Source organism: Blautia hydrogenotrophica DSM 10507 (assembly GCF_034356035.1).
In the GTDB taxonomy this organism is placed as follows: Bacteria; Bacillota; Clostridia; order Lachnospirales; family Lachnospiraceae; genus Blautia_A; species Blautia_A hydrogenotrophica.
In genome coordinates, this window is sequence record NZ_CP136423.1 from 1,554,039 (window position 1) to 1,576,696 (window position 22,658).

The following is a 22,658-nucleotide window of genomic DNA, read 5'->3' on the forward strand; positions in this document are numbered from 1 at the left end:
GATAATTAAACTTTGGGCAGTTTTCTCTGACACCGCCGGGAGGTTGTTGTTAAGGCCATGGCCGCTGGAAATTCAGCGAGACATGGCCTTAAGCTGTTAAAAATGGGCTGCTCTTCTCAAGCTTGAGGGGACGAAGTCGGGTCTGGTGTTTTGTCATTTTATCGACTTTGAATTTTGGAGGTGAATGCGGATGAAACTGAGAAATGTGTTGATTGTTGTAAAGGACATCGAAAAATCAAAGCAATTTTATCATGATTTGTTTGGGCTCGACATGGTGCTGGACAACGATGGCAATATGATTTTAACGGAGGGCCTCGTACTCCAAGAAGAAAAAATTTGGAGAGAGTTTCTCCAAAAGGAGATCATTCCAGAGAATCATTCCTGTGAACTATATTTTGAAGAACGTGATATAGAGGCCTTTGTCCAAAAGCTCGAAAGGCTGTATCCTTCGGTTAAATATGTCAACAGGCTTATGACACACAGCTGGGGACAAAAAGTAATTCGATTTTACGACCTGGACGGAAATTTGATAGAGGTGGGAACTCCGATGTAATAGGAAAGAACTTTCACACATTAGCGTGACAAGGTCTTCCCTATTATAGAAGAGAGTGGGTAATCCTACTTCAGTATTGCAGCCTGCACATAAAAAAATCCGAGTTTTTTTAAAACTCGGATTTTTTACTGCCGGCGATGGGACTTGAACCCATACGTTGTTGCCAACAACAGATTTTGAGTCTGCCTCGTCTGCCAATTCCGACACGCCGGCGTATTTCTTGAACCGAGAATTATAATACCATAATTGCTGTATCTTTGCAAGCGTTTTTTTAATTTTTTTATTTTCGTAAACATTTAACAAAATGCTATCAATTATCTGATATTTTTGGAGCTGATTTTTGCGCAAAATTATCCCGCAAGGTATTTTAATTGACATACTTATTTAAAACGTGTACAATAAGAAAAAACAATAAAATGTGAGATAAAGTACGTAAGAGTTTCATAAAATTTAAAAGTTGGTACATTCCGACTGGAAGGGAACGAGATGGGAAAAAGTAGGGTGACGATTCGGGATATCGCTAGGGAAGCAGGGGTATCTCATGCGACTGTGTCGAGAGCTTTAAATAATCACCGGGAAATCAATATTGAGACTCGAAAAAGGATTCACGAATTGGCTAGACAGATGAACTACATTCCGGATGGAATCGCAAGGGGATTGGTGACGAACCGCTCTAATTGTGTTGGCATGATTATTCCAGACATGGACAACCAGTTTGTAGATCGGGTGGTGGACGGGGCGGAAGATTACCTTAATGGAAACGGTCGGTGTATGATTCTGGCTCAATCTAGATATCAGGAAGGCAAAGAGCTGAATTTGGTGAAGACAATGCTAGAGCAGAGGGTCGAGGGATTGATTGTTAGTCCTCTGTCAGTGGACAATTTGACGAAGATCAAAGAGCTCTGTCAAGATATTCCTCTGGTCTTTGTGTGTGCGGATACCTCGGAATATGGAGAGAGATGTGTAGCTTCTGATGATTACTCCATTGGAAGGTGTGTGGCGGAATATCTGCTGAGTCTGGGACACAGGGAAATATTGTATATGGGCGGCGATGAAAAAAATCAGGGAATATGCAGAAGGGTTCAAGGGTTCCGGAAAGTACTGGAAGAACAGGGATACACAGATATAGAAGAACGGGTGATTATGTGCCCTCTTCCAAGAGAATCAGGCTATGAACAGACGCAGAGACTGATTCGTCGGGGAAAGCTTCCGACTGCGATTGCGGCTGCGAATGACATGATGGCCATCGGGGTGATGGAAGCATTGTACCATGACGGTTATCGCGTGCCAGAAGATGTATCTGTGATTGGGTGTGATGATATTGATTTCGCGGGATTTCCACAGATTTCTCTGACTACCATTGCCCAGCCAGGATACGAGATAGGCAGAAGAGCAGCGAAAATGCTTTTTCAGGAGAAAGAACGGGGACAGAATAGAATAATCTTAGAACCGTCTTTGAAGATCAGGAAATCCTGCCAGGCATATAATGGGGGATAAGAGTTTTGGAGGTTTAAAATGCTTGCAACGGAGCGCAGAGAATTAATTTGTAAAATTGTCAATGAAAAGAAAAGGGTCAGGGTTTCAGAACTGAGCCGCCGTCTGCATACTACGGAAGCAACCGTGAGACGAGATCTCTCAGAGCTTCAAAATGAGAAAAAAGTGTTGAGAACTCACGGAGGAGCTGTCTCAGTCTCTTTCAAAGCGGATAAGAAAAAGGAACAGCGGCAAGAGGAAAAGAGGCGGGCGTACAGAGCTATGGCGGAGGCAGTCTATAGTTTTTTGAGGGAGGGGGATACTCTTCTTTTGGATGGCTCGGAGAGCGTATTGGAGCTTTGCGGCCTTTTAAAAACCGGTAAGAAAAGGGGAATCACTGTGGTCACGAATTCTTTCCAGGTTGTGGAAAGTTTGAAGGACGGAGATCTTGTATTGATACATGTGGGAGGAAATGTCAATTCTGGTAGTTGTATCAGCGTGGGAACGATTGCAGAGAATGTAATCCGTTCTTTGAGGGTGAACAAAGCGATATTCAGTGTACAGGGTGTGGAACCTCGTTATGGTTGTTCTGTACTGGATTTCGCTGAGGCCTCCATGAAACATGTGATGATGGAGAGTGCAGAGCAAGTTTTTGTACTGGCAGAGCACAGTAGTTTTTCCTCTGAGTATCTGGCAAAAGTGACAGATTCGTTAGAAGGGGTAGATTATCTGATTACGGACTGTCATACGCCAAAACTGGACTATACTCCTTACAGCAAAAAAGTTAAGCTGGTGACGGCATTGTAATTGTAGGTATTTTTATCCAGTTTATCTTGACAAATGACTTAGATAATGCTAACTTATAGATAGTTAATGGCGACTAACTAAAAAACGAGAATCTATAGTTGAAAACGTGTGAGAAGCGGTGGAGCGGTTAATACTAATTTTAGGATACTTGAAGACATAAATCAAAAATAGAACTGGGCGGATACCGGACGCGACTGGTATCCCGAGCGGGAAGTGTGTTTTTGACAAGTTTTCCGTGCGCAAAGGTATTTACAGTAATAGGCGGTTCGCGATGGATGCCGCCTGTTGTTTTAAACATCAATAGTTAGTAATAACTAACTTAAAGGAGGGTGTATATGAGCGTAGTAATTGTGGGAGGACATGACCGTATGGTCTGCCAATACAAAAGAATTTGTAAAAAGTATAACTGCAAAGCGAAAGTGTTTACGCAAATGTCGGCTCAGCTGAATAAGCAGATGGGTAGTCCGGATTTGTTTATTCTGTTTACGAATACAGTTTCCCATAAAATGGTGAAATGTGCCTTGGATGAGGCGAAGAGAAGCAAGGCCCAGGTAGTTCGGTGCCATACCAGCAGTGGTACCGCTCTTATCGATATTTTAGAGTGTCAGATGGGAGCGGTTACAGCGTAAAATCTAAACTTGAATTTTTTAAACACTTTCTGTATAATGAGACAGAAGGTGGAGAAAATATGTTCGATAAAGTGATTTTTCACATAGATGTGAATTCAGCATTTTTGAGCTGGGAGGCTGTCTATCGAATGGAGGTCCTAGGTGGCAAGGTGGATCTCCGAAAAAAAGTGTGTGCGGTAGGCGGAGATGTTGCCTCGCGCAGAGGCATTATTTTGGCAAAGTCCATAGGGGCTAAAAAGTACGGGGTTCGTACCGGAGAGAGCATTTTGGAAGCTAGAAAAAAGTGTCCGAATCTGGAATTGGTTCCTGCGAACTATCCCTTATACCAGAGGTGCTCTCAGGCTTTTTTGAAGATATTGAGAGAATACTCTCCGTGTGTGGAGCAATATTCCATTGATGAAGCATTTGTGGATATGACAGGGACAAGATGTCTGTGGGGAGAACCCAGACAGGCGGCAAAGAAGATGAAAGACCGCATTCGTCAGGAATTGGGCTTTACGGTAAACATCGGAATTTCCAGCAATAAGCTGCTGGCAAAAATGGCCTCTGATTTTGAAAAACCGGATAAGGTTCATACGTTGTTTGTCTCGGAGATACAGGAGAAGATGTGGCCGCTTCCTGTGTCAGAATTGTTTTTTGTGGGGAGAGCGACGGAGAAAAAGCTGGATACTTTGGGAATTCATACGATTGGGGATTTGGCTGAAACAGACTTGCAGATTTTAAGAAAACATTTGAAAAAACATGGGGAAGTAATTTGGAGTTTTGCAAATGGAAAGGATGTCTCTTTGGTGGAAGAAGAGCCGCCTCAGATGAAGGGATACGGTAATTCCACAACAATACCGTTTGATGTGACGGATGCTTCCACTGCAAAGATGATTTTGTTGTCCTTGGCGGAGACTGTAGCGTCCAGACTACGCAGAGACGGAAGAAAAGCCGAAGTGATTTCGGTGCAGATTAAAGATTTTCAGCTTTGTACAGTCAGTCATCAAAAGACCATGGAGTTTGCCACAGATATCACCAGTGAGATTCATCGGGCGGCCTGTGAGCTGTTTGAGGAGCTTTGGAATGGACAACCAATTCGGCTTCTGGGAATTCACACGTCACATCTAAGAGACCAGCAGGAGGCACGTCAGCTGAATTTATTTGACAGAAGCGATTATGAGAAACAGGAAAGGTTGGATGCGGCGATTGACAGAATTCGAGAGAGATACGGGGTAGATTCTGTGAAAAGGGCGGTGTTTGTGGAAAGCCCGATTGACCATATGTGCGGGAGAGCAACACGGGAAAAGAGAAAGGTTGACTACAGCAAAATTCATATAGAATAAAAGACAAATTTGACAAGGCACCCTGAGTATTTATCGGGGAGCAGCAGTGAATCATATACGGCCTCCTGGATTGAATCTGTGAAGAATCCAGGAGGATTTTTATGTCATAGGAAAGACCTTGTCATGCTAATGTGTCAAAGCCTTTTCCTATAACAAAAACGCTCCGCTAAGGGGAAGTTGAAGTTATTCAGTGAGTTGTTTTAGATGTTCGTAGAGCTTTGGGTTCTCCCGTTTTAAGGAGAGCAGTTTTCCCTCTGGACTTATAAAACAATGTTTGCTGGTGCCAGATGTACACAGACTTCCATCTTTTATATTATGAATCTCATAGGAAAGGCAGAATTTGATGCCGTTGAAGGAGGAAATCCAGGCGGAAATCTCCACCGTGTCGCCAAAGCGGACCATTTCTTTGTATTGGCAAGTGACTTCCAAGACAGGGCTGATAATTCCTTTTTCTTCCATTAAGTCGTAGGGACAGCCGATTTCTTCTAGGAAGGCGACTCTTGCCTCTTCGAACCAGCGAATATAATTGGAATGGTGTACAACTTTCATTTGATCGGTCTCATAGTATTGAACCTTATGTTTCCAGACACATTTTTTCATAGCAATCTACTCCTTATCTATTAAAATTAGGTGTGAAAAACTTCTGAAATGGATTTCAGCCAACAATCAAATTGTTTCTATTGTATCATATTTTTTCAGATGATGCTTTCTTTTTTTGGGGGATTTGGATATAATAGAGTCCATAAGGAGGAGACCGCTATGGATTGCAGAACAGCGGAGAGCTTGGTCAACGCATATATCAATCGGACCTTACCGCTAGATCAATTGGAGGAGTTTATCGATCATGTACGCTCCTGTTCGTCCTGTTATGAAGAGCTGGAGACTTACTATATCGTTCATTTTGCTATCCAGCATTTGGAAGATGAGAACGAAGAAAATAATGTGACGCTGGATATGTACAAGATGCTGAAGCAGGATTTGCATAACCGTGAGCTTTATGTACATAGAAAGAAAATTCAGAAGGTTTTGCGCCTGCTCCTGCTGGTGTTCTTTCTGTTGGTGGTGATGGGATTGTTGATTTTTACCGCCGTGCAGCTGGGGCATATCAAAATTTTAGTTTGAACGCCTTGGAGGCATTTAGTAACTTCCTTAAAAACGAAAGGCTGGATATAAATGATGAGTGAAAAAATTTTATTGATTGACGGACACAGTATTTTAAACAGGGCGTTTTATGGACTTCCTGACTTGACAAACTCAGAAGGAAAGCACACAGGGGCGGTTTATGGATTTCTCAATATTCTGTTTCGGATTTTAGAGGAGGAGAAGCCGCAGTATCTGGCAGTGGCTTTTGATCTTCATGCGCCCACATTTCGTCACCAGATGTATGAGGCGTATAAGGGAACACGAAAGGCGATGCCAGAAGAATTGAGGGAACAGGTGCCGCTGATGAAAGAGGTTCTTGAGGCTATGGAAATTCCTATCGTTTCTTTGGAAGGGTACGAGGCGGATGATCTGCTTGGCACGTTAGGCAGACGAAGTGAACAAAGAGGGATGGAAGTGACGATTCTGTCCGGGGACAGAGATTTGTTGCAGCTTGCCACAGATCACGTGTTGATTCGGATTCCAAAGACGACGAAAGGGCAGACGGTGATTGAAAATTATCACACGCAGGAAGTCATAGAGAAATATCAACTCAGACCGGAACAGATCATTGATTTAAAAGCGTTGATGGGGGATTCCTCAGACAATATTCCTGGAATTCCAGGGGTAGGGGAAAAGACGGCGACGAAGATTCTGTTGGCCTATGAGAACGTGGAGAATGCCTATGCGCATGTGGAGGAGATCAAGCCCAATAAGGCGAAAGAGTCTCTGAGAGATCACTATGATCTGGCGCAGATGAGCAAGGCATTGGCGACTATCCATACAGACAGCCCGGTATCCTTTGACTATGATCAGGCCAAGCTAGGCGAACTGTACACCCAGAGAGCCTATGAGATGTTTCAGAGACTGGAATTTAAAAATCTGCTTCAAAGATTTGCGTGCGAACCCCAGGAAAATGCTTTGGAAAAAAACTTTTTTTTCTGCGAAGATCTGCAAGGAGCGGAAACGATTTTTGAAAAAGCTAAAGCCCAGGAAGTGGTTGGTGTGCAGATCTTTGCGGAGGAAGGGGATCTTTTGGGAGTGGCGATTGCTGTCTCTCGGGAGGAGATCTATTATGTGGAGGTATCAGGCTTTGTGAGCGGAGAGTACCTGGCGGACAAGCTGGCGCAGGTGGCAAAGCAGACACAGATTGCAGCTTTTCATGTGAAAGTTCTTCTGAAATATGTGAACGTGGAAACCTGGACGCAGACTTTTGGTGCGGAAGTGGCGGCTTATCTTCTCAATCCTCTGAAGACGGCCTACGACTACGAGGATATCGGCAAGGAATATCTGGGGCAGATTTTCCCAGGACGCCAGGAGGTGGTTGGCAAGAAAGGGGACAAGGATGCCCTGGCGGAGAAGCCGGAAGAGATGAAGCGGCTGGGTTGTTTTATGGCTTATGTGGCGCTGGCTGTGAAAGCTCCGCTGGAAGAGGCTCTGCGAGAGGCAGGTATGGAGAGGATTTTTCAGGAGATTGAGATGCCGTTGGTGTTTACTCTGAATTCCATGGAAAAAGAAGGGATTCAGGTGGAGGGAGAGGCGCTTCGAGTCTACGGAGAGCAGCTTCAGGTGCGAATTGGTGAGCTGGAGAAGCAGATTTGTGGACAGGCAGGCGAGGATTTTAACATTAACTCTCCAAAACAGTTGGGGGCCATTCTCTTTGAGAAAATGAAGCTGCCTGGAGGTAAAAAGACGAAGACCGGTTATTCCACGGCGGCGGACGTGCTGGATAAGCTTGCACCGAAACATCCGATTGTGCGTGATATTTTGGAGTACCGACAGCTTACAAAGTTGAAGTCCACTTATGCAGACGGATTGGCAGGATATATCGGGGAGGATGGCCGGATTCACTCCACTTTTCATCAGACGATCACCGCCACAGGAAGAATCAGCAGCACGGAACCAAATTTACAGAATATACCGATTCGGATGGAATTGGGAAGACTGATTCGGAAAGTGTTCGTGCCGAGAGAAGGGTGTATCTTTTTGGATGCGGACTATTCTCAAATTGAGTTGCGTGTGCTGGCTCATATGTCTGGGGATGAGAAACTGATTCAGGCTTACCGGGAGGCCCAGGACATTCACCGATTGACTGCTTCTCAAGTGTTTCATACCCCCTTTGAGGAAGTGACAGATTTACAGAGGAGAAACGCAAAAGCGGTTAACTTTGGAATCGTCTATGGCATCAGTTCCTTTGGGCTGAGTCAGGATTTGAGTATTACCAGAAAAGAAGCAGCGGACTATATTGAACGGTATTTTTCTACTTATCCGAAGATCAAGGGCTTTTTGGATGGACTTGTAAAGAAGGGGAAGGAAGATGGCTATGTGACCACGATGTTTGGTCGCAGGCGCCCGATTCCTGAGCTGAAGTCTAGTAACTTTATGCAGCGTTCATTTGGAGAGAGAATCGCGATGAATTCTCCGATTCAGGGCACTGCGGCGGATATTATTAAAATTGCCATGAATCGCGTCTATTCTAGGCTGAGACAGGAAGGATTGAGATCGAAGCTGATTTTGCAGGTTCACGATGAATTGCTGATTGAGACTTGGGAAGAGGAGCTAGAGCAGGTGTCAGAGATTCTTCTGGAAGAGATGCGTCAAGCGGCGTCTCTGGACGTGGCTCTGGAAGTAGATATGCACACAGGAAAGAATTGGTATGAGGCGAAATAGATGAAAGTCATAGGAATTACAGGCGGAGTGGGCGCGGGAAAGAGTACAGTTTTGTCTTACTTGAGTAAGAGAAAAGGAGCGCAGGTAGTCCAGGCAGATTTAGTGGGGCATGAGGTTATGGCCCCGGGCGGGCCGTGTTGCGGCCCTATTTTAAAGCTGTTTGGAGAAAGGGTCCAGCGAAAGGATGGTAGCATTGACAGAGCGAAGGTGGCTGCTGTGGTATTTGCTGACAAAGGAAAGCTGGAGGCTTTAAATAAGATTGTCCATCCAGCAGTGAAGAAGGAGATTCTCTCACGAATTACTCAGTCGAGAGAGCAGGGGTATAGTTACTTTTTTTTGGAAGTTGCCTTGCTTTTTGAAGATCATTATGATGCAATTTGTGATGATTTGTGGTATATTTATGCAGATGAGTCGGTGCGCAGGCAGCGTCTGATGAGTTCCAGAGGGTACTCGAAGGAAAAAATAGACGGTATTTTTTCCAATCAGATGGCGGACGATTTTTTTCGTTCGCACTGCAATTATGTAGTGGAGAACAATGGAGATTTGGAATTTACCTGCCGCCAGATCGAAGAAAGGATACATAGCTATGAGACTCTGTAGTATAGCCAGCGGAAGCAGCGGCAACTGCATCTATGTGGGAAGTGACTGTGCCCATGTTCTGGTGGACGTGGGAATCAGCAAGAAGAGGATTGAGGAGGGGCTTCGTTCCATTGATATGGATGTGAGAGATATGGACGGTATCTTGATTACCCATGAGCATTCCGATCACATGAAAGGTCTAGGAGTGATGTCTCGGAAATATCATCTGCCGATTTACGCCACTCGGGGAACCATAGAGGCGATTCAGGAGATGGCCTCCGTAGGGAGAATGCCGGAAGGGCTTTTTCATGAGATTCAAGAAGACGAGGAATTCCAGATTAAAGATTTGACAGTACGGCCGTTTCATATTTCCCACGACGCGGCTCAGCCGGTGGGTTATCGCCTGAACTGTAAGGAACAGTCCGTGGGAATTGCCACAGATATGGGTACTTATGACGATTATACAGTGAGAAATCTTCAAAAATTGGATGCCCTTTTGTTGGAGGCAAACCACGATGTGAGGATGCTTCAGGTAGGAAGCTACCCTTACTACTTGAAGCGGAGAATACTGGGAAACCAGGGACACCTATCCAATGAAAATGCAGGGCAGTTATTGTGCCGACTGCTCCATGATCGCCTGAAGGCAGTTTTTCTAGGACACTTAAGTAAGGAGAACAACTACGAACAGCTGGCCTACGAGACGGTCTGCCAGGAAGTGACTATGGGGGACAATCCCTATCAGTCAAAGGATTTTCGGATACAGGTGGCCAGCAGGGAACAGGTATCAGAGCTAATTACGATTTAGGAGGACATTATGAAAAAAACAATTATAACAGTTGTCGGCAATGACAGAGTAGGTATCATCGCCAAAGTTTGCACCTATCTGGCGGAAAACGGAGTAAATATTTTGGACATCAGTCAGACAATTGTGCAGGGATATTTTAATATGATGATGATTACAGACACAAGCGCATCCAGCAAAGACATAGGAGAACTCTCCGGCGAACTAGAGGAGCTGGGAAAGGAAATCGGCGTGGTGATCCGTTGTCAGCATGAAGACATTTTTAATATGATGCACCGAATCTGAGGAGAATGACGATGATAAATATTTTTGAGGTAAACGAGACAAATAAGATGATCGATCAGGAAAATCTGGATGTGCGTACGATCACAATGGGAATCAGCCTGATGGACTGTATGGATTCAGATTTGACTGAGGTCAATCGAAAAGTTTATGAGAAGATCACAAAGAAGGCAAGGCATCTGGTAGCTACCGGAGAAGAGATAGAGACGGAATACGGCATACCGATTGTGAATAAGAGAATTTCTGTCACCCCGATTGCGTTGGTGGGAAGTGCGGCATGTAAGACTTCCGAGGATTATGTGACTTTGGCTAGAACTCTGGACAGGGCGGCTAAGGAAGTAGGGGTGAATTTTATCGGCGGATATTCTGCCCTGGTTTCAAAAGGAATGACTCCGGCGGAGGAACTGTTGATCCGTTCCATTCCTCAGGCCTTGGCCTGTACGGAGAGAGTGTGCAGTTCCGTGAATGTGGGCTCTACAAAGACGGGTATCAATATGGACGCTGTGAAACTGATGGGAGAGATGATTTTGGAGACTGCGAAGGCCACGAAGGAGAAGGACTCTCTTGGCTGTGCAAAGCTGGTGGTCTTTTGTAACGCTCCGGATGACAATCCATTTATGGCAGGGGCCTTTCATGGGGTCACAGAGGCTGATACTATCATCAATGTGGGCGTCAGTGGTCCTGGCGTGGTGAAAACTGCGTTGGAGAAGGTAAGAGGCGCAGATTTTGAGACTCTGTGTGAGACGATTAAAAAGACCGCCTTTAAGGTTACGAGAGTGGGGCAGTTGGTAGCCCAGGAGGCTTCTAAGAGGTTGGAGGTGCCTTTTGGAATTATTGATTTGTCTCTGGCGCCGACACCGGCCATCGGAGACAGTGTCGCCGATATTCTGCGTGAGATCGGCGTGGAGTATGCGGGAGCGCCGGGCACGACAGCCGCGTTGGCCTTACTGAACGACCAGGTTAAAAAAGGCGGAGTCATGGCGTCATCCGCAGTAGGAGGACTCAGCGGTGCGTTCATTCCTGTCAGCGAAGACCAGGGGATGATTGACTCTGTCAATGCCGGGGCTCTGACTTTGGAAAAATTAGAGGCAATGACCTGTGTGTGCTCTGTGGGCCTGGATATGATCGCAATTCCAGGAGATACGCCGGCATCTACAATCTCCGGCATCATTGCCGATGAGGCTGCCATTGGAATGGTGAATCAGAAGACCACGGCGGTACGCGTGATTCCTGTGATTGGAAAAGATGTGGGAGAGATTGTGGAATTTGGAGGCCTTCTTGGCTATGCGCCGATTATGCCGGTCAACCGGTTTTCCTGTGAGAATTTTGTAAACCGCGGCGGCCGTATCCCCGCCCCCATCCACAGCTTCAAAAACTAAGAAAAAATCCCCGGAAGGGGATTTTTTCGCTGCTGCTCGTTACAAAAGGAACGAGCAGATACTATTATAGGCCCCGGAAGGGGATTTTTTCGCTGCTGCTCGTTACAAAAGGAACGAGCAGATACTATTAAGGCCCCCGGAAGGGGATTTTTGTTACTGTTCACTCACTTGCAGTCTGTGAACAGTAACACGCTTCGCGATGCACACAAACTGCTGTAAACAGCGGTTTGGCGCGAGTATGTCTCGGGATTTTTGCACAAAATGTACAAAAACACCTCGCGGGATATTGGAGATTTGAACAGCAACGATTTTTTCGCTAGGTGATTGACAAATCCCAATTTTTATAGTAAAGTACTAACCAGAGAGAAACCGTTGAGAAAGAAGAGTAGTCTATCGGATGAAATCACAGAGAGCGGCAGGTGGTGGGATTGTCGTATGGAGCCGGCAGATGAATGGCCTTTCGAGGGCAGCCTGAAATTTTTGAAGAGTAGGCGCTGACGGGAGCCGTACCCGTTATCAAGGCGGAATGTATGTTAGTACATGAGAAAGAGGACATTTGTCAATTTGAGTGGTACCGCGATAATAAGAAATTATTACCGTCTCAAGCAGGAGCTTGAGGCGTTTTTTATTGCATAGGGAGCGGATAGCACTCAGAACAATGGAACTCCTTTCTTACTAACACTATTTCGAAGGCTGGCAAACTGCCTTTGAAAGCACAATTATTAGTAGAAAAAGGAGAGAAAAAAATGAAAAAAAGAATTGCAGCGGTAATTTTAGGGATGACAATGACAGCAGGTTTACTGGCAGGATGCGCGGGAAGCTCTTCCGGGAGTGAAGATGGCGCAAAAGCATCTTATACCATCGGAATTGAACAGTTTGCGGAACATGGCTCTTTGGATAATTGCCGGGAAGGATTTTTGGAAGGGCTGAAAGAGGAAGGCATCGAAGAGGGAAAAAATCTCACCGTGGAATATAAGAACGCGGCGGCTGATATGGGTACAGACGCACAGATTGCCAACAATTTTGTGGCGGACAAAGTAGATTTAATCTGCGCAATCGCTACTTCCAGCGCTCAGAGTGCTTTCAATGCGGCGATGGACAGTGAGACTCCGGTGATTTATACGGCGGTTAACGACCCAGCAGCGGCAGAACTTGTAGATGAAGAGGGAATGCCGGTAGGTGAAGTCACTGGAACCAGCGACAAGCTGCCGGTGGAGGCACAGCTTAAAATGATTCGTGAGCTTTTGCCGGACGCAAAGACGATTGGAATTTTATATACCACCAGCGAGAAGAATTCAGAATCTACGATCGCGGAATACGAGAAATTGGTGGGAGAGTATGGATTTACCCTGGAGACCGCAGGTGTTACCACAACAGCGGATATCTCTTTGGCGGCGGATGGTCTTTTGGAGAAGGTAGACTGTCTGACGAATCTGACGGATAATACAGTGGTAAGCTCTCTTCCGACTATTTTGGAAAAAGCAAATGACAAGAAAATTCCGGTGTTTGGAAGTGAGATTGAACAGGTAAAAATCGGCTGTCTGGCAGCGGAAGGTCTGGACTATGTAGAGCTTGGAAAGCAGACCGGCAAGATGGCGGCTCAGGTTTTGAAAGGTGAGAAAAAAGCGTCGGAAATGGCCTACGAGACCATTGAAGGAAGCAAGCGTTATCTGAATACGGAGGTTGCCAAAAAGTTGGGAATTGAGATTCCAGATGGATTTGCGGATGAGGCAGAAGTATTTGATGCAATTTCAGAGAGCTGAGTGTCAAAGAGAAGCTCACAGACTGAAAAGGGTATTTCGGGAGCAAAAAGGCTGTCGCATGAGGTGAGATGAAAAATTTTCCTATGCGGCAGCCTGCCGTCTGTGAAAATGAATGGAGGAAATAGTTGAAATGGATTTTATCATATCAATTTTAGAGCAGGGCCTGATCTACGGGATATTGGGACTGGGCGTGTATATTACTTACAAAATATTGGATTTTCCTGATCTGACCACAGATGGAAGTTTCCCTCTTGGGGCAGCCATCAGTGCGGCGATGATCAGCAGAGGTATGAACCCGTATCTTGCCTTGTTGGTGTCGTTTGCAGCGGGAGCGGCTGCAGGTTGCTGTACAGGGCTGATTCATGTGAAATGCAAGGTTCGGGACCTTCTGTCGGGTATTATCATGATGACAGCTCTTTGGACCATCAATCTGAGGATTGCAGGAACGTCCAATGTGCCGATTTTCTCAAAGGACAGTATCTTTCACAATGATTTTCTGGATATGCTGCCAGGGGCGATCAAGCCGTACCGCACTTTGCTGATTGTGATCGTGCTGGTGGTGGTCACAAAGATACTTTTAGACCTTTATATGAATACAAAGTCCGGTTTCTTACTGCGGGCCGTGGGAGATAACTCTACTCTTGTGACTTCACTGGCAAAGGATCAGGGAAATGTCAAGATTATGGGGCTGGCGCTTTCCAACGGTCTGATTGCCTTATCAGGAAGTATTTTCTGCCAGGAAGAGAGAGTGTTTGAGGTTTCCATGGGTACGGGGGCGATTGTGATTGGCCTGGCCAGTGTGATTATTGGAACCAGTATTTTTAAAAATTTAAGTCTGCTCAAAGCGACAACAGCAGTGATTATAGGTTCTGTCCTGTACAAAGCCTGCGTGGCAGTTGCAATTCGTAATTTCGAGCCGCAGGATATGAAACTGATTACAGCGATACTTTTCCTGGTGGTTTTGGTGCTGAGTATGGAGAGAAAGAAGAAGGTGAAGGGAAATGCTTAGATTGAGCGGAATTCATAAATACTATAATCCGGGCACAGTAAATGAGATGTGTCTGTTTGAGAACTTCAATCTGGAAATCGAACAAGGGCAGTTCGTCTCGGTGGTCGGAAGCAACGGCTCCGGAAAGACTTCGATGTTGAATATTATCTGCGGAAGTATTCCCATCGAGGCAGGCGCTATTTTTATTGACGAAGAAGAGATTACCAAACAGAAAGAATTCCGCAGGAATTCTAAGATCGGAAGAGTCTATCAGAATCCGGCGATGGGGACTTGTCCCAGCATGACAATTTTGGAAAATATGTGTCTGGCTGACAACAAGGGCAAGTCTTTTGGTCTGCGCAGGGGAATTAACCGGAAGAGAATTGGTTTTTACCGGGATCAGCTTCGGCAGCTGAATCTGGGACTAGAAGACAAGATGGATGTGAAGGTGGGCTCCTTGTCAGGAGGGCAGCGCCAGGCGATGGCGTTGCTGATGTCCACGATGACTCCCATAGAGTTTTTGATTTTGGATGAGCATACGGCGGCCTTGGACCCTAAGACGGCAGATCTAATCATGGAACTTACGGATAAGGTGGTCAGAGAAAAGAAGCTGACGACGATTATGGTCACTCACAATCTACGCTATGCTGTGGAGTATGGGGATCGTCTGTTGATGATGCACCAGGGAGAATGCGTGGTGGACAAGGCGGGAGAAGAGAAAAGTAAATTGACGGTAGACGATATCTTAGAGCGTTTCACACAGATCAGTATTGAGTGTGGAAATTAGTGGGATAAAAAGAAAGCGGGCGATCATCCGGAAGGGATATCGCCCGTTTGTGACTGTAAGAAAAAACTTAGCGCAGAATCTTTTTTTATCAAGCGTTTGCTTTGGAAGCGTTTTTCTTGATGATTCTGGACAGGACAAAGGCCATCACCACGCACAGCAGAGACGCTACGACTGCGTAGGCCCAGGTCATCTTAAATCCAGCAGCTCCGTAGGTGTCCATCCAGCCGCCGACCAGCGTGTACAGGAAAAGATCAGGAGCAAATCCCAAAGCGGAAGCGATTCCAGACACACGTCCGCTCATCTCCAGAGGAATGCCTGCGTCATCATGCACAGCGAAATACTGACTTCTGACTGCATAGATGAAGATCAATCCGAAGAAGAAATTGATGATGACTGCTACCAGTAAGCTGGCTTTTACCGGAAGAACAATAAACAGACCGAATGAGATGGCGAGCAGAATACAACCGCCAGCGATCACCTTAATTCGAGAGTGCAGTCTGTCGGCTAAGAATCCACCGATGATACCGCCTACGCCTTGGAGTAGATAACGGATACCACCTAAAGTGGAGCCCATTGCGGCGGAGAGGTCATAATACTGCACAGCGTAGGTGTTTACGTAACCGATCAGACCATAGACGCTATAAGCAGTGAAAATAATGGCTACCAATACCCATACGCGAGGAATGGTAAGAGCTTTGAACATACCTTTGACAACACTACCTAAGCTCTCTGTGTTTTCTTCTTTTTTGGTGTCTTCAATAAAGATAAAGTTTAGGATTCCGATAATGATGACGGTGATCGAGCAAACTTTGATGGCCATGGAAGTGCCGAGAGTTTCGCTTTTGACAGCGAAGAAGCTATAAGCGGCAGTCATGCCGAAGACCAAAAGTGCGTTTAATATTCCTCGAAGTCCTTCCTGTAAACCGAAAAGACGGCCCTGTTCTTCAGGGGTTCCGAGCATACGGGTGGCTTTGATGCAGGCAGACCAATAGGTGATGATCGTGGAGATACCCATTAGCACGAAGATAACGCGGGCTACATTGTAACTGGGGAAGGTGGAAAACCAAAGCCCTAGGGCGCCTGTCGCCAGAAAAGAAAACGTCAAAAGTTTTCTGGCGGAAAATCTATCTGCGACAATACCGCCGATAAAATAGGACAAAAGAGCGACTGTGGCATAGCCGGATGAGAGAAGACCCATCTGCGCATTGGATAGATTCATTGCCGCTTGAATCTGGGGATAAAAAGTTTCACGGATATAGGGTAGCTGAAAAATGATACCGGCTCCCGCTGCCAGAAGCAGAAGCGTACCATATTTTTTTACGAATGACTGATTCATAATAAAACCTCCATATGTACGTATTTTGTTGTTCATCAGAAAGAAACAGAAGAAAAATATAAGACGCTGCAGCAAGACTTGTATTTTGGGCTGTTTACTTTTGAAAAATCTCCTTTGTGAAAAAGAAGACAAAGAAAAAAGAGAAGCAAGCCATACGGCGTTACTTCTCTCTTCGCTCTTGTAACTGAGGTAATCATAAAATAATTATAAAATTTTGTCAATTCATTTAAAGGAAAAATTGAAATCTTGTATATATTATCTAAAAAAGTCAGAGGTGGTTTGTGAAATATACTAGAAAATAGGAGAAAAATGAAAAAATTCTGAGTATATGGAAACATGCACAAAAGATAATTAAATAGGTAGAAAAGGAAGAGATAACATGAAACTTGTAGAAAATGTATAAAAATTATGCTGCAAAAATGGGAGAATTATATAATTGACACAGACTAAAAAATCGGATATACTGTTCGCAGTTACAAAAGAGTGAGGAGAGAAAAGTAACGATATGCGTTTGTGTCTATAAATGCATAGAGTTTCTTTTCTCTTTTTTTATTTTACAGGGAAGGACTTAGTAAGCTGCTGTGAGAGGGCTTGTCCCTATAAAGTAAATGCCTCGCTATAAACGTTCCGCTGGACGCGCACGCCTAAAGAGATATTTCACCGCAGAGCAGTGCTGCAATGGCGCGAAAGTGAGCCGCGTTATGCTATAACCAAGATAAAAGAGAAAGGAGTTTTTTGTTATGGCAATTATTGGTAGAGAGGAAATTGTAGAGGGATTAAAAAAAATCCTGGGTGAAGACAGAGTAATTACGGATGAGCAGGTTTTAAGAGAGAGTAGCTTAGACCGTTATCGTAAATATGAGCAAGTGATGGAAGTATATACACAGCCTATCCCGGCTGCTGTGATCTATGTAGAGTCTGCACAGGAGGTCTCTGAGGTATTGCAGTTTGCCAATGACAATGAGATTAACGTTGTGCCGAGAACTGGACATTCAGCGATTGAGGGCGGTTTGGAGACGGCGTTGAAGGATTCCGTTGTCATTGACGGTTCTCATATGAATAAAATCCTGAAGGTAGACGAGTATAATATGCAAGTTACCTGTCAGTGTGGTGTGCCACTTCAGTCCCTGGACGACATGCTTAGAGAGCGTGGATTGACCACAGGACATTCCCCGCAGTCTAAACCGCTGGCACAGTTGGGAGGCCTGGTGGCAACCAGAAGTATCGGACAGTTCTCCACACTCTATGGCGGAATTGAAGACATGATTGTAGGCTTAGAAGCAGTTTTCCCAAATGGAAAGATCTGCCGGATTAAGAACATTCCGAGACGTGCAGCAGGTCCAGATATCCGTCATATCATTTGCGGAAATGAAGGAGCGTTGTGCTTTATCACCGAAGTGACCATGAAGTTGTTCCCATATTTGCCTCAGAATAATCGTTATATCGCTTATAAGCTGGATGATTCTCAGATGAAACTAGGCTTTGACTGTCTCAGAGAGGTTATGGTTGCAGGATATAAACCATCCTTTGCGCGTCTGTACGATGCAGCAGATGCACAGCAGCATTTCAGTGGTTGGTTGGAGCCGGACAAAGCGATTTTGATCTGGATGGCAGAGGGACCTGCTAGTATTACGGCGGCAATCCGTGACGGAATCGAAGAGTTGATGTCTAAGCATCCAGAGTTGGAAGTGGTAGATCCCAAATTGATCGAGAAATGGTATGTAGGCTTGAACTGGGGGCCGGAAAACATTGCCCAGGAGGCCATTGAGATTAAGGAGACCAAGAATATTGGTATCACCACAGAGGTTTCAGGATGTTGGGATTGCATCTATGAGATTTATAAGACTTCTTGTGAGAGAATTGCGAACGAGATACCGGATATCACAATGATCGGAGGACATTCTTCACATAGCTACATCAATGGTACGAATATGTATTTCTGTTATTACTACAATGTGGTAGACTGTGCACCGGAAGAAGAGATCAATAAATATCACAATCCGATTAATCAGATTATTTGTGAGCAGGTATTGAAATATGGCGGATCTATTGTCCATCATCACGGCCTGGGGAAAGCAAGAGCCCACTATGTGACCCAGGAATACGGTTCTTCCTACTATATGCTTAAGACATTGAAACAGGCATTTGATCCGAACGGCATTATGAATATGGGAACTTTGATTCCGCTGAGGAAATAGATGAACTTACTAGCGTGTTTTAAGATTGTTCCAGATATGGAGGCGATAGACAGCACGGACTGGGAGGTTGATGACTCCCTGTCCGTGGACTTAAGTTATGTGCGGCCAATCTGGAATTGCTTTGACGAGAGTTCATTGGAAATGTTGCTGAAGCTTTCTGATTTGTCAGAAGGCTTTTGCTCATTGGTGAACTTGTGGGCATTGACTGTGGGCAAAAAAAATGCGGACTCCTATCTCAGTACGTTGTATGCACTGGGGTATGAGAGGGCGATTCGGATCGAGGAAGAAAAAAAAGAACTGCGCTTTTGGCCGGATTGGACGGCGGAAGTGATTGCAGCGTATGTGAGAAGGGCTTGCGAGGTGGACGCAGTAGTCATGGGAAGTGTAAGCTCTGACGGAAATAATGGAAAGACGCCTCTTTTGACGGCGGAAAAATTAGGCTGGCCCTGTGTGACACAAGTGATTCAGATGGAACTGGTGGATGAAGGACATCTGAGGGTAACAAGTATGCAGGATCAGGGGAAAGTTACACAGGTGGTGACTCTTCCTTGTGTCTTTTCTGTGGGGAATGCTCCCTGTTCCTATCTGAGGGTTCCGACTTTAAAAGACCGGATGAAAAGAGGAAGAAGACCCATCGAATATCTTTCCTGGGAAGAACTGGGAATTCAGGACCAGACAGACAGGGAGGGTATTACATTAGAGGCTTTAGAGCCGATGAGACAGGAGCGGGACGGACAAAGGATTGAAGGCGAGGATATTCGAGAGAAAGTAAAGCTTTTGTATGAGGAGTATCTAAAAGAGAGGTTGGAGAGGTTATGAGAGAGCCGGTGATTGTGATCAATGGTTTTTGCGAGCGGTACCAAAGGCGACTAGAGGAGATGTCCGGTTTTTTCGCGGGAAAGGCGTTTGAAAATCTAATCTTTCTGTGTAGGAGTGACTTTTCGGAAGATGCGCTGAAAAAGTTGCCTGCGAGAAAAGTTACTGTGATTTCCTGTGAAGTTTATGATCCGCAAGCGTTACTTCCTGTTTTGGAAGAGAAGTCGGGAGACGCGGAACTGATTATTTTTGATTCCGGATATGCCGGAGAGGAGCTGGCGGTCCGGCTGGCCTATCGGAAAAAAGGAGTCAGTGCGACAAAGGTAAAAAGTTATTATGAAAAAGACGGAAGGAAATATATAGAAAAATCCGTCTACTCCAATCATATGACAGGAACTTTTTCTGTAAATAAGACGCCTTGCTGTCTCTCCCTGGCTCCGGGAGGAGTCCTCGGGGAAATTTTGGAATCACAGACGGAACCGATTTTAGAGTTCTGTGAGTTGTCTGGAACTTTACAAGAGTATTCTGTAGAGAAGATACCAGATGAGGCGGGCTTAGAAGACACTTCGTTTTTAGTGGCCGCGGGGCGAGGAGCAGGTTCCAAGGAGCAGGTGCAGGAGATGGAGAAAATTGCAAAAAAAATCGGAGCAGATTTCGGTGTGAGTCGACCGGTAGCCATGTCAGCGTGGGCACCTATGGACCGGCTGGTGGGAGTCTCGGGAGCGTTGACGAAGCCAAAGATCTGTATTGCAGTTGGAGCCAGTGGAGCACCGGCATTTTATACCGGTATCGAGAAGAGCGATTTTATTGTGGCAGTGAATACGGACGAGAAAGCTGAGCTTTTGAAAAAGGCAGACGTATCCATACAGGGAGATTGTATGGAGGTTATGAGAGAATTGGAACGTATGATGGAGAAGTGAAGATGGAGAAAAATTTGATTGAAAGTATGGGTGAGAAATACGAAGAATTTCTGATCGACGAGTCCAAGTATCGAGGATATGCGGATAGCATTTCTTTTCCAGAGAGCGAAGAGCAAGTGTGCCAGATACTGCGTCAGATGAAAGAACGGAAAATTCCTGTCACGATTCAAGGTGGAAAGACCGGAATTGTGGGAGGTGCGGTACCGCATGGAGGCCATATTTTAAATCTGTCTCGGATGAACCGGGTACTAGACTGGGAGAAATGCAGTACAGGAGAGATCTATATCACCGTGGAACCGGGAATTCCGCTTATGGATTTGAAGAAAGAAGTTCTTCGGCTGTTTGGAAAAGAAAAAGTCTTTTGGCCAGTGCAGCCCACGGAGGAATCCGCCACAGTTGGAGGAGTGGCGGCCACGTCGGCCCAGGGACCCAATGGATATTGGTATGGGAAGAGCAGTCAGTACATTGCGAAGGTGAGAATGGCCTGTGCTGGCGGAGAGATCGTGGAATTTGACCGAGAAAAAGATGCACAAAAGTTAGAGAGTTTGCTAGGGCTTGAAGGCTTAGCAGGGGTGTTTACCGCGCTCACTTTAAGACTGGTGAAGAAACCGGAGGATGTCTGGGGAATTTGCTTTTTCTTTGAGAAGGAGGAAGAGCTGGCGGATTTTTCAGATGCGCTTAATGGTAGGAAATGGGAAAATCAGGAGGCGCATCTGAGTTTGAAGGAGTATTTGGACCGTGATACCATCAAAATGATTCAGCGAAGAAAACAGGATATGGCTAAAATTCGGGAGTTACCGGATGTAGACGAAGACTTTGACGGTATGATATACTTGGAATTGGAAGGTTCCTCTGACTGTATGGAAGAGTTGGCAGCAGATTTGATGGAATTGGCAGCAGAACATGGCAGCGATCCAGATGTGGCCTGGGCTTTGTCCGGAGAAGCAGAGGTAGAAAAGCTGAGGGCGTTTCGCCATGCGGCGGCAGAGTCCGCGAATTTGAGAGTGGAGGCAAATCGCAAAGAGACACCAGAGATTACCAAACTGTCCACAGATTTTATCTGGGAGGGAAGAGAATTCTCGAAGCTTTTGAAGTTTTACCGGCAGGAGCTGGCGCAAACTTCTATAGAAAGTGCTGTTTTCGGACATTTAGAGTCCGGTCATCTCCATGTGAATTTGTTCCCTCAGACGGAGCAGGAGTATCAAAAAGCCTGCGAACTGCTGCGTACATGGGCTCAAAACTGTGTGAGCGAGAGAGGAAAAGCAGTGGGAGAACACGGGGTCGGAAAATTGAAAAAGACAATTCTTCGGGGCCTTTATCCGGAACGGGAGAATTTATGCCGTGAATTAAAGCGGCTCTATGACCCAGAATTTTTGATGAATCGGGAAGACGTTTTGGACAGGGAGGAATAGGAAATGCGGATAGCGGTGTGTATGAAGCAGGTTCCGGCCTATTCAGAGGGAAACATGGACCCAAAGACGGGGGTGTTGCTTCGCAGTGGGTTGGAGGCTGTAGTCAATGCCTATGACATGGCTGCCCTAGAGACAGGCCTTCAAATCCGTGAAGCCGTCGGAGGCGAGATCACAGTGTTCACCATGGGACCGTCCGGTGCAGAGCAAGTGTTAAGAGAAGCATTTGCAAGAGGAGCGGATTATGGTTGTCTGATCTGTGATTCGGCCTTTGCTGGCTCAGACGTGCTGGCGACTTCCTATACTCTGATGCAGGCCATTCGGTCCCAGGGGGAGTTTGAGCTGATACTCTGTGGGCGTCAGACTACGGATGGAGATACTGCGCAGGTAAGCGGGGAGTTGGCAGAGTGGATGGGATTGCCTCATTGCAACTGGGTATGTCAGATCGAAAGCGCCGAGAAGGATGGCATCGTGTTCTGGCAGCAGACGGAGAGAGTGAAAAGAAAGCTTTTCAGCACCTATCCCTGTCTGTTGTCTGTGGAAAAAGACAGTGTGACTCCTCGTATGCCTTCGTTGAAACTTCGGATGGCCAGCCGAAAAAAAGAGATCATTAAGATTACGCTTCAGGAGATGGCCGATCAGGACAGAACTCATTATGGCTTGAAGGGGTCGGCCACCAAAGTTCGGAAAATTTTTCCGCCCAGTAAAGTAGAGCGCAAAGAGGTGCGTAAGATGGAAGGACAGGAGGCCGCTGTCTGTATTCGGGAAATTTTAAACGAGTATCAGAAGGGGAGGAATTGAC

General features: G+C 45.7%; 21 protein-coding genes, 1 tRNA gene and 1 other annotated feature. Of the genes, 19 read left to right on the forward strand and 3 right to left on the reverse strand.

The features are described 5' to 3' along the window. Window positions 1–190: 190 nt before the first annotated feature. Window positions 191–553 (forward strand): VOC family protein, encoded by a 363-nt coding sequence (locus BLHYD_RS07255; protein WP_021844413.1) that lies wholly within the window; start codon window positions 191–193, stop codon window positions 551–553. 129 nt (window positions 554–682) lie between these two features. On the opposite strand, the gene BLHYD_RS07260 is transcribed toward BLHYD_RS07255, so the two are convergent. Further along, a tRNA-Leu gene (locus tag BLHYD_RS07260) sits at window positions 683–766 on the reverse strand. 273 nt (window positions 767–1,039) lie between these two features. On the opposite strand from BLHYD_RS07260, the gene BLHYD_RS07265 reads away from it, so the two are divergent. The 4 genes from BLHYD_RS07265 to BLHYD_RS07280 all read left to right on the forward strand — a co-directional run bounded on the left by BLHYD_RS07265 (window position 1,040) and on the right by BLHYD_RS07280 (window position 4,787). Further along, entirely contained in the window at window positions 1,040–2,050 is a 1,011-nt protein-coding gene (locus BLHYD_RS07265; protein WP_005945073.1) for a LacI family DNA-binding transcriptional regulator, read from the forward strand. A gap of 18 nt (window positions 2,051–2,068) precedes the next feature. Beyond that, a complete protein-coding gene (locus BLHYD_RS07270; protein WP_005945076.1) occupies window positions 2,069–2,833 on the forward strand; it encodes a DeoR/GlpR family DNA-binding transcription regulator in 765 nt (254 codons plus the stop codon). A 335-nt stretch (window positions 2,834–3,168) separates the two neighbouring features. Continuing rightward, window positions 3,169–3,462 carry a DUF2325 domain-containing protein gene (locus tag BLHYD_RS07275; protein WP_005945078.1) on the forward strand — a complete coding sequence of 98 codons (294 nt, stop codon included), beginning with the start codon at window positions 3,169–3,171 and terminating at the stop codon, window positions 3,460–3,462. 59 nt (window positions 3,463–3,521) lie between these two features. Beyond that, window positions 3,522–4,787, forward strand: coding sequence for a DNA polymerase Y family protein (locus BLHYD_RS07280; protein ID WP_021844414.1), 1,266 nt, complete (start codon window positions 3,522–3,524; stop codon window positions 4,785–4,787). 183 nt (window positions 4,788–4,970) lie between these two features. On the opposite strand, the gene BLHYD_RS07285 is transcribed toward BLHYD_RS07280, so the two are convergent. Continuing rightward, window positions 4,971–5,387 carry an acyl-CoA thioesterase gene (locus tag BLHYD_RS07285; RefSeq protein ID WP_005945084.1) on the reverse strand — a complete coding sequence of 139 codons (417 nt, stop codon included), beginning with the start codon at window positions 5,385–5,387 and terminating at the stop codon, window positions 4,971–4,973. A gap of 159 nt (window positions 5,388–5,546) precedes the next feature. Between BLHYD_RS07285 and BLHYD_RS07290 the strand changes: the two genes are divergently transcribed. The 9 genes from BLHYD_RS07290 to BLHYD_RS07330 all read left to right on the forward strand — a co-directional run bounded on the left by BLHYD_RS07290 (window position 5,547) and on the right by BLHYD_RS07330 (window position 15,177). Next, complete coding sequence (locus BLHYD_RS07290; protein WP_021844415.1) at window positions 5,547–5,909, forward strand: anti-sigma factor family protein; 363 nt, start codon at window positions 5,547–5,549, stop codon at window positions 5,907–5,909. Between the two features lie 54 nt (window positions 5,910–5,963). Continuing rightward, complete coding sequence (gene polA, locus BLHYD_RS07295) at window positions 5,964–8,597, forward strand: DNA polymerase I (protein ID WP_040350260.1); 2,634 nt, start codon at window positions 5,964–5,966, stop codon at window positions 8,595–8,597. Beyond that, complete coding sequence (gene coaE, locus BLHYD_RS07300) at window positions 8,598–9,197, forward strand: dephospho-CoA kinase (protein WP_005945091.1); 600 nt, start codon at window positions 8,598–8,600, stop codon at window positions 9,195–9,197. Next, on the forward strand, window positions 9,184–9,981 hold the full coding sequence (locus BLHYD_RS07305; RefSeq protein ID WP_005945094.1) for an MBL fold metallo-hydrolase: 798 nt from the start codon (window positions 9,184–9,186) through the stop codon (window positions 9,979–9,981). Before coaE ends, BLHYD_RS07305 begins: the two co-directional genes overlap by 14 nt. A 9-nt stretch (window positions 9,982–9,990) precedes the next feature. Continuing rightward, window positions 9,991–10,263, forward strand: a complete 273-nt coding sequence (locus BLHYD_RS07310) for an ACT domain-containing protein (protein WP_005945096.1) — start codon at window positions 9,991–9,993, stop codon at window positions 10,261–10,263. An 11-nt stretch (window positions 10,264–10,274) separates the two neighbouring features. Next, entirely contained in the window at window positions 10,275–11,639 is a 1,365-nt protein-coding gene (locus tag BLHYD_RS07315; protein ID WP_040350261.1) for a PFL family protein, read from the forward strand. Window positions 11,640–12,002: 363 nt separating this feature from the next. Next, window positions 12,003–12,246, forward strand: a binding site (T-box leader). Window positions 12,247–12,385: 139 nt separating this feature from the next. Continuing rightward, entirely contained in the window at window positions 12,386–13,402 is a 1,017-nt protein-coding gene (locus tag BLHYD_RS07320) for an ABC transporter substrate-binding protein (protein WP_021844523.1), read from the forward strand. A gap of 130 nt (window positions 13,403–13,532) precedes the next feature. Next, window positions 13,533–14,411, forward strand: coding sequence for an ABC transporter permease (locus BLHYD_RS07325; RefSeq protein WP_021844522.1), 879 nt, complete (start codon window positions 13,533–13,535; stop codon window positions 14,409–14,411). Continuing rightward, complete coding sequence (locus BLHYD_RS07330) at window positions 14,404–15,177, forward strand: ABC transporter ATP-binding protein (protein WP_005945105.1); 774 nt, start codon at window positions 14,404–14,406, stop codon at window positions 15,175–15,177. Before BLHYD_RS07325 ends, BLHYD_RS07330 begins: the two co-directional genes overlap by 8 nt. An 88-nt stretch (window positions 15,178–15,265) precedes the next feature. Here the strand turns inward: BLHYD_RS07330 and BLHYD_RS07335 are convergent, their stop codons facing one another. After that, window positions 15,266–16,513: an MFS transporter gene (locus BLHYD_RS07335; protein ID WP_021844487.1), complete on the reverse strand. Its 1,248-nt coding sequence runs from the start codon at window positions 16,511–16,513 to the stop codon at window positions 15,266–15,268. Window positions 16,514–17,253: 740 nt separating this feature from the next. Here BLHYD_RS07335 and BLHYD_RS07340 point away from each other — a divergent pair. The 5 genes from BLHYD_RS07340 to BLHYD_RS07360 are packed head-to-tail and all read left to right on the forward strand — an operon-like array spanning window position 17,254 to window position 22,657. Further along, on the forward strand, window positions 17,254–18,711 hold the full coding sequence (locus BLHYD_RS07340) for an FAD-binding oxidoreductase (RefSeq protein WP_005945112.1): 1,458 nt from the start codon (window positions 17,254–17,256) through the stop codon (window positions 18,709–18,711). After that, on the forward strand, window positions 18,712–19,530 hold the full coding sequence (locus BLHYD_RS07345) for an electron transfer flavoprotein subunit beta/FixA family protein (protein ID WP_005945115.1): 819 nt from the start codon (window positions 18,712–18,714) through the stop codon (window positions 19,528–19,530). After that, a complete protein-coding gene (locus tag BLHYD_RS07350) occupies window positions 19,527–20,447 on the forward strand; it encodes an electron transfer flavoprotein subunit alpha/FixB family protein (RefSeq protein WP_021844488.1) in 921 nt (306 codons plus the stop codon). Before BLHYD_RS07345 ends, BLHYD_RS07350 begins: the two co-directional genes overlap by 4 nt. Window positions 20,448–20,449: 2 nt before the next feature. Next, a complete protein-coding gene (locus tag BLHYD_RS07355) occupies window positions 20,450–21,859 on the forward strand; it encodes an FAD-binding oxidoreductase (protein ID WP_021844489.1) in 1,410 nt (469 codons plus the stop codon). 3 nt (window positions 21,860–21,862) lie between these two features. Then, window positions 21,863–22,657, forward strand: a complete 795-nt coding sequence (locus BLHYD_RS07360) for an electron transfer flavoprotein subunit beta/FixA family protein (RefSeq protein ID WP_040350262.1) — start codon at window positions 21,863–21,865, stop codon at window positions 22,655–22,657. The last annotated feature ends 1 nt before the right edge of the window (window position 22,658 follow it).

Bases quoted from the DNA above. Each gene is read 5' to 3' on its own strand.
- BLHYD_RS07255 (WP_021844413.1), top strand. From the start codon at position 191: ATGAAACTGAGAAATGTGTTGATTGTTGTAAAGGACATCGAAAAATCA.
- BLHYD_RS07280 (WP_021844414.1), top strand. From the start codon at position 3,522: ATGTTCGATAAAGTGATTTTTCACATAGATGTGAATTCAGCATTTTTG.
- BLHYD_RS07270 (WP_005945076.1), top strand. From the start codon at position 2,069: ATGCTTGCAACGGAGCGCAGAGAATTAATTTGTAAAATTGTCAATGAA.
- BLHYD_RS07285 (WP_005945084.1), bottom strand. From the start codon at position 5,387: ATGAAAAAATGTGTCTGGAAACATAAGGTTCAATACTATGAGACCGAT.
- BLHYD_RS07265 (WP_005945073.1), top strand. From the start codon at position 1,040: ATGGGAAAAAGTAGGGTGACGATTCGGGATATCGCTAGGGAAGCAGGG.
- BLHYD_RS07290 (WP_021844415.1), top strand. From the start codon at position 5,547: ATGGATTGCAGAACAGCGGAGAGCTTGGTCAACGCATATATCAATCGG.
- BLHYD_RS07330 (WP_005945105.1), top strand. From the start codon at position 14,404: ATGCTTAGATTGAGCGGAATTCATAAATACTATAATCCGGGCACAGTA.
- BLHYD_RS07340 (WP_005945112.1), top strand. From the start codon at position 17,254: ATGGCAATTATTGGTAGAGAGGAAATTGTAGAGGGATTAAAAAAAATC.
- polA (WP_040350260.1), top strand. From the start codon at position 5,964: ATGAGTGAAAAAATTTTATTGATTGACGGACACAGTATTTTAAACAGG.
- BLHYD_RS07310 (WP_005945096.1), top strand. From the start codon at position 9,991: ATGAAAAAAACAATTATAACAGTTGTCGGCAATGACAGAGTAGGTATC.
- BLHYD_RS07360 (WP_040350262.1), top strand. From the start codon at position 21,863: ATGCGGATAGCGGTGTGTATGAAGCAGGTTCCGGCCTATTCAGAGGGA.
- BLHYD_RS07325 (WP_021844522.1), top strand. From the start codon at position 13,533: ATGGATTTTATCATATCAATTTTAGAGCAGGGCCTGATCTACGGGATA.
- BLHYD_RS07350 (WP_021844488.1), top strand. From the start codon at position 19,527: ATGAGAGAGCCGGTGATTGTGATCAATGGTTTTTGCGAGCGGTACCAA.
- coaE (WP_005945091.1), top strand. From the start codon at position 8,598: ATGAAAGTCATAGGAATTACAGGCGGAGTGGGCGCGGGAAAGAGTACA.
- BLHYD_RS07335 (WP_021844487.1), bottom strand. From the start codon at position 16,513: ATGAATCAGTCATTCGTAAAAAAATATGGTACGCTTCTGCTTCTGGCA.
- BLHYD_RS07315 (WP_040350261.1), top strand. From the start codon at position 10,275: ATGATAAATATTTTTGAGGTAAACGAGACAAATAAGATGATCGATCAG.
- BLHYD_RS07305 (WP_005945094.1), top strand. From the start codon at position 9,184: ATGAGACTCTGTAGTATAGCCAGCGGAAGCAGCGGCAACTGCATCTAT.
- BLHYD_RS07320 (WP_021844523.1), top strand. From the start codon at position 12,386: ATGAAAAAAAGAATTGCAGCGGTAATTTTAGGGATGACAATGACAGCA.
- BLHYD_RS07275 (WP_005945078.1), top strand. From the start codon at position 3,169: ATGAGCGTAGTAATTGTGGGAGGACATGACCGTATGGTCTGCCAATAC.
- BLHYD_RS07355 (WP_021844489.1), top strand. From the start codon at position 20,450: ATGGAGAAAAATTTGATTGAAAGTATGGGTGAGAAATACGAAGAATTT.
- BLHYD_RS07345 (WP_005945115.1), top strand. From the start codon at position 18,712: ATGAACTTACTAGCGTGTTTTAAGATTGTTCCAGATATGGAGGCGATA.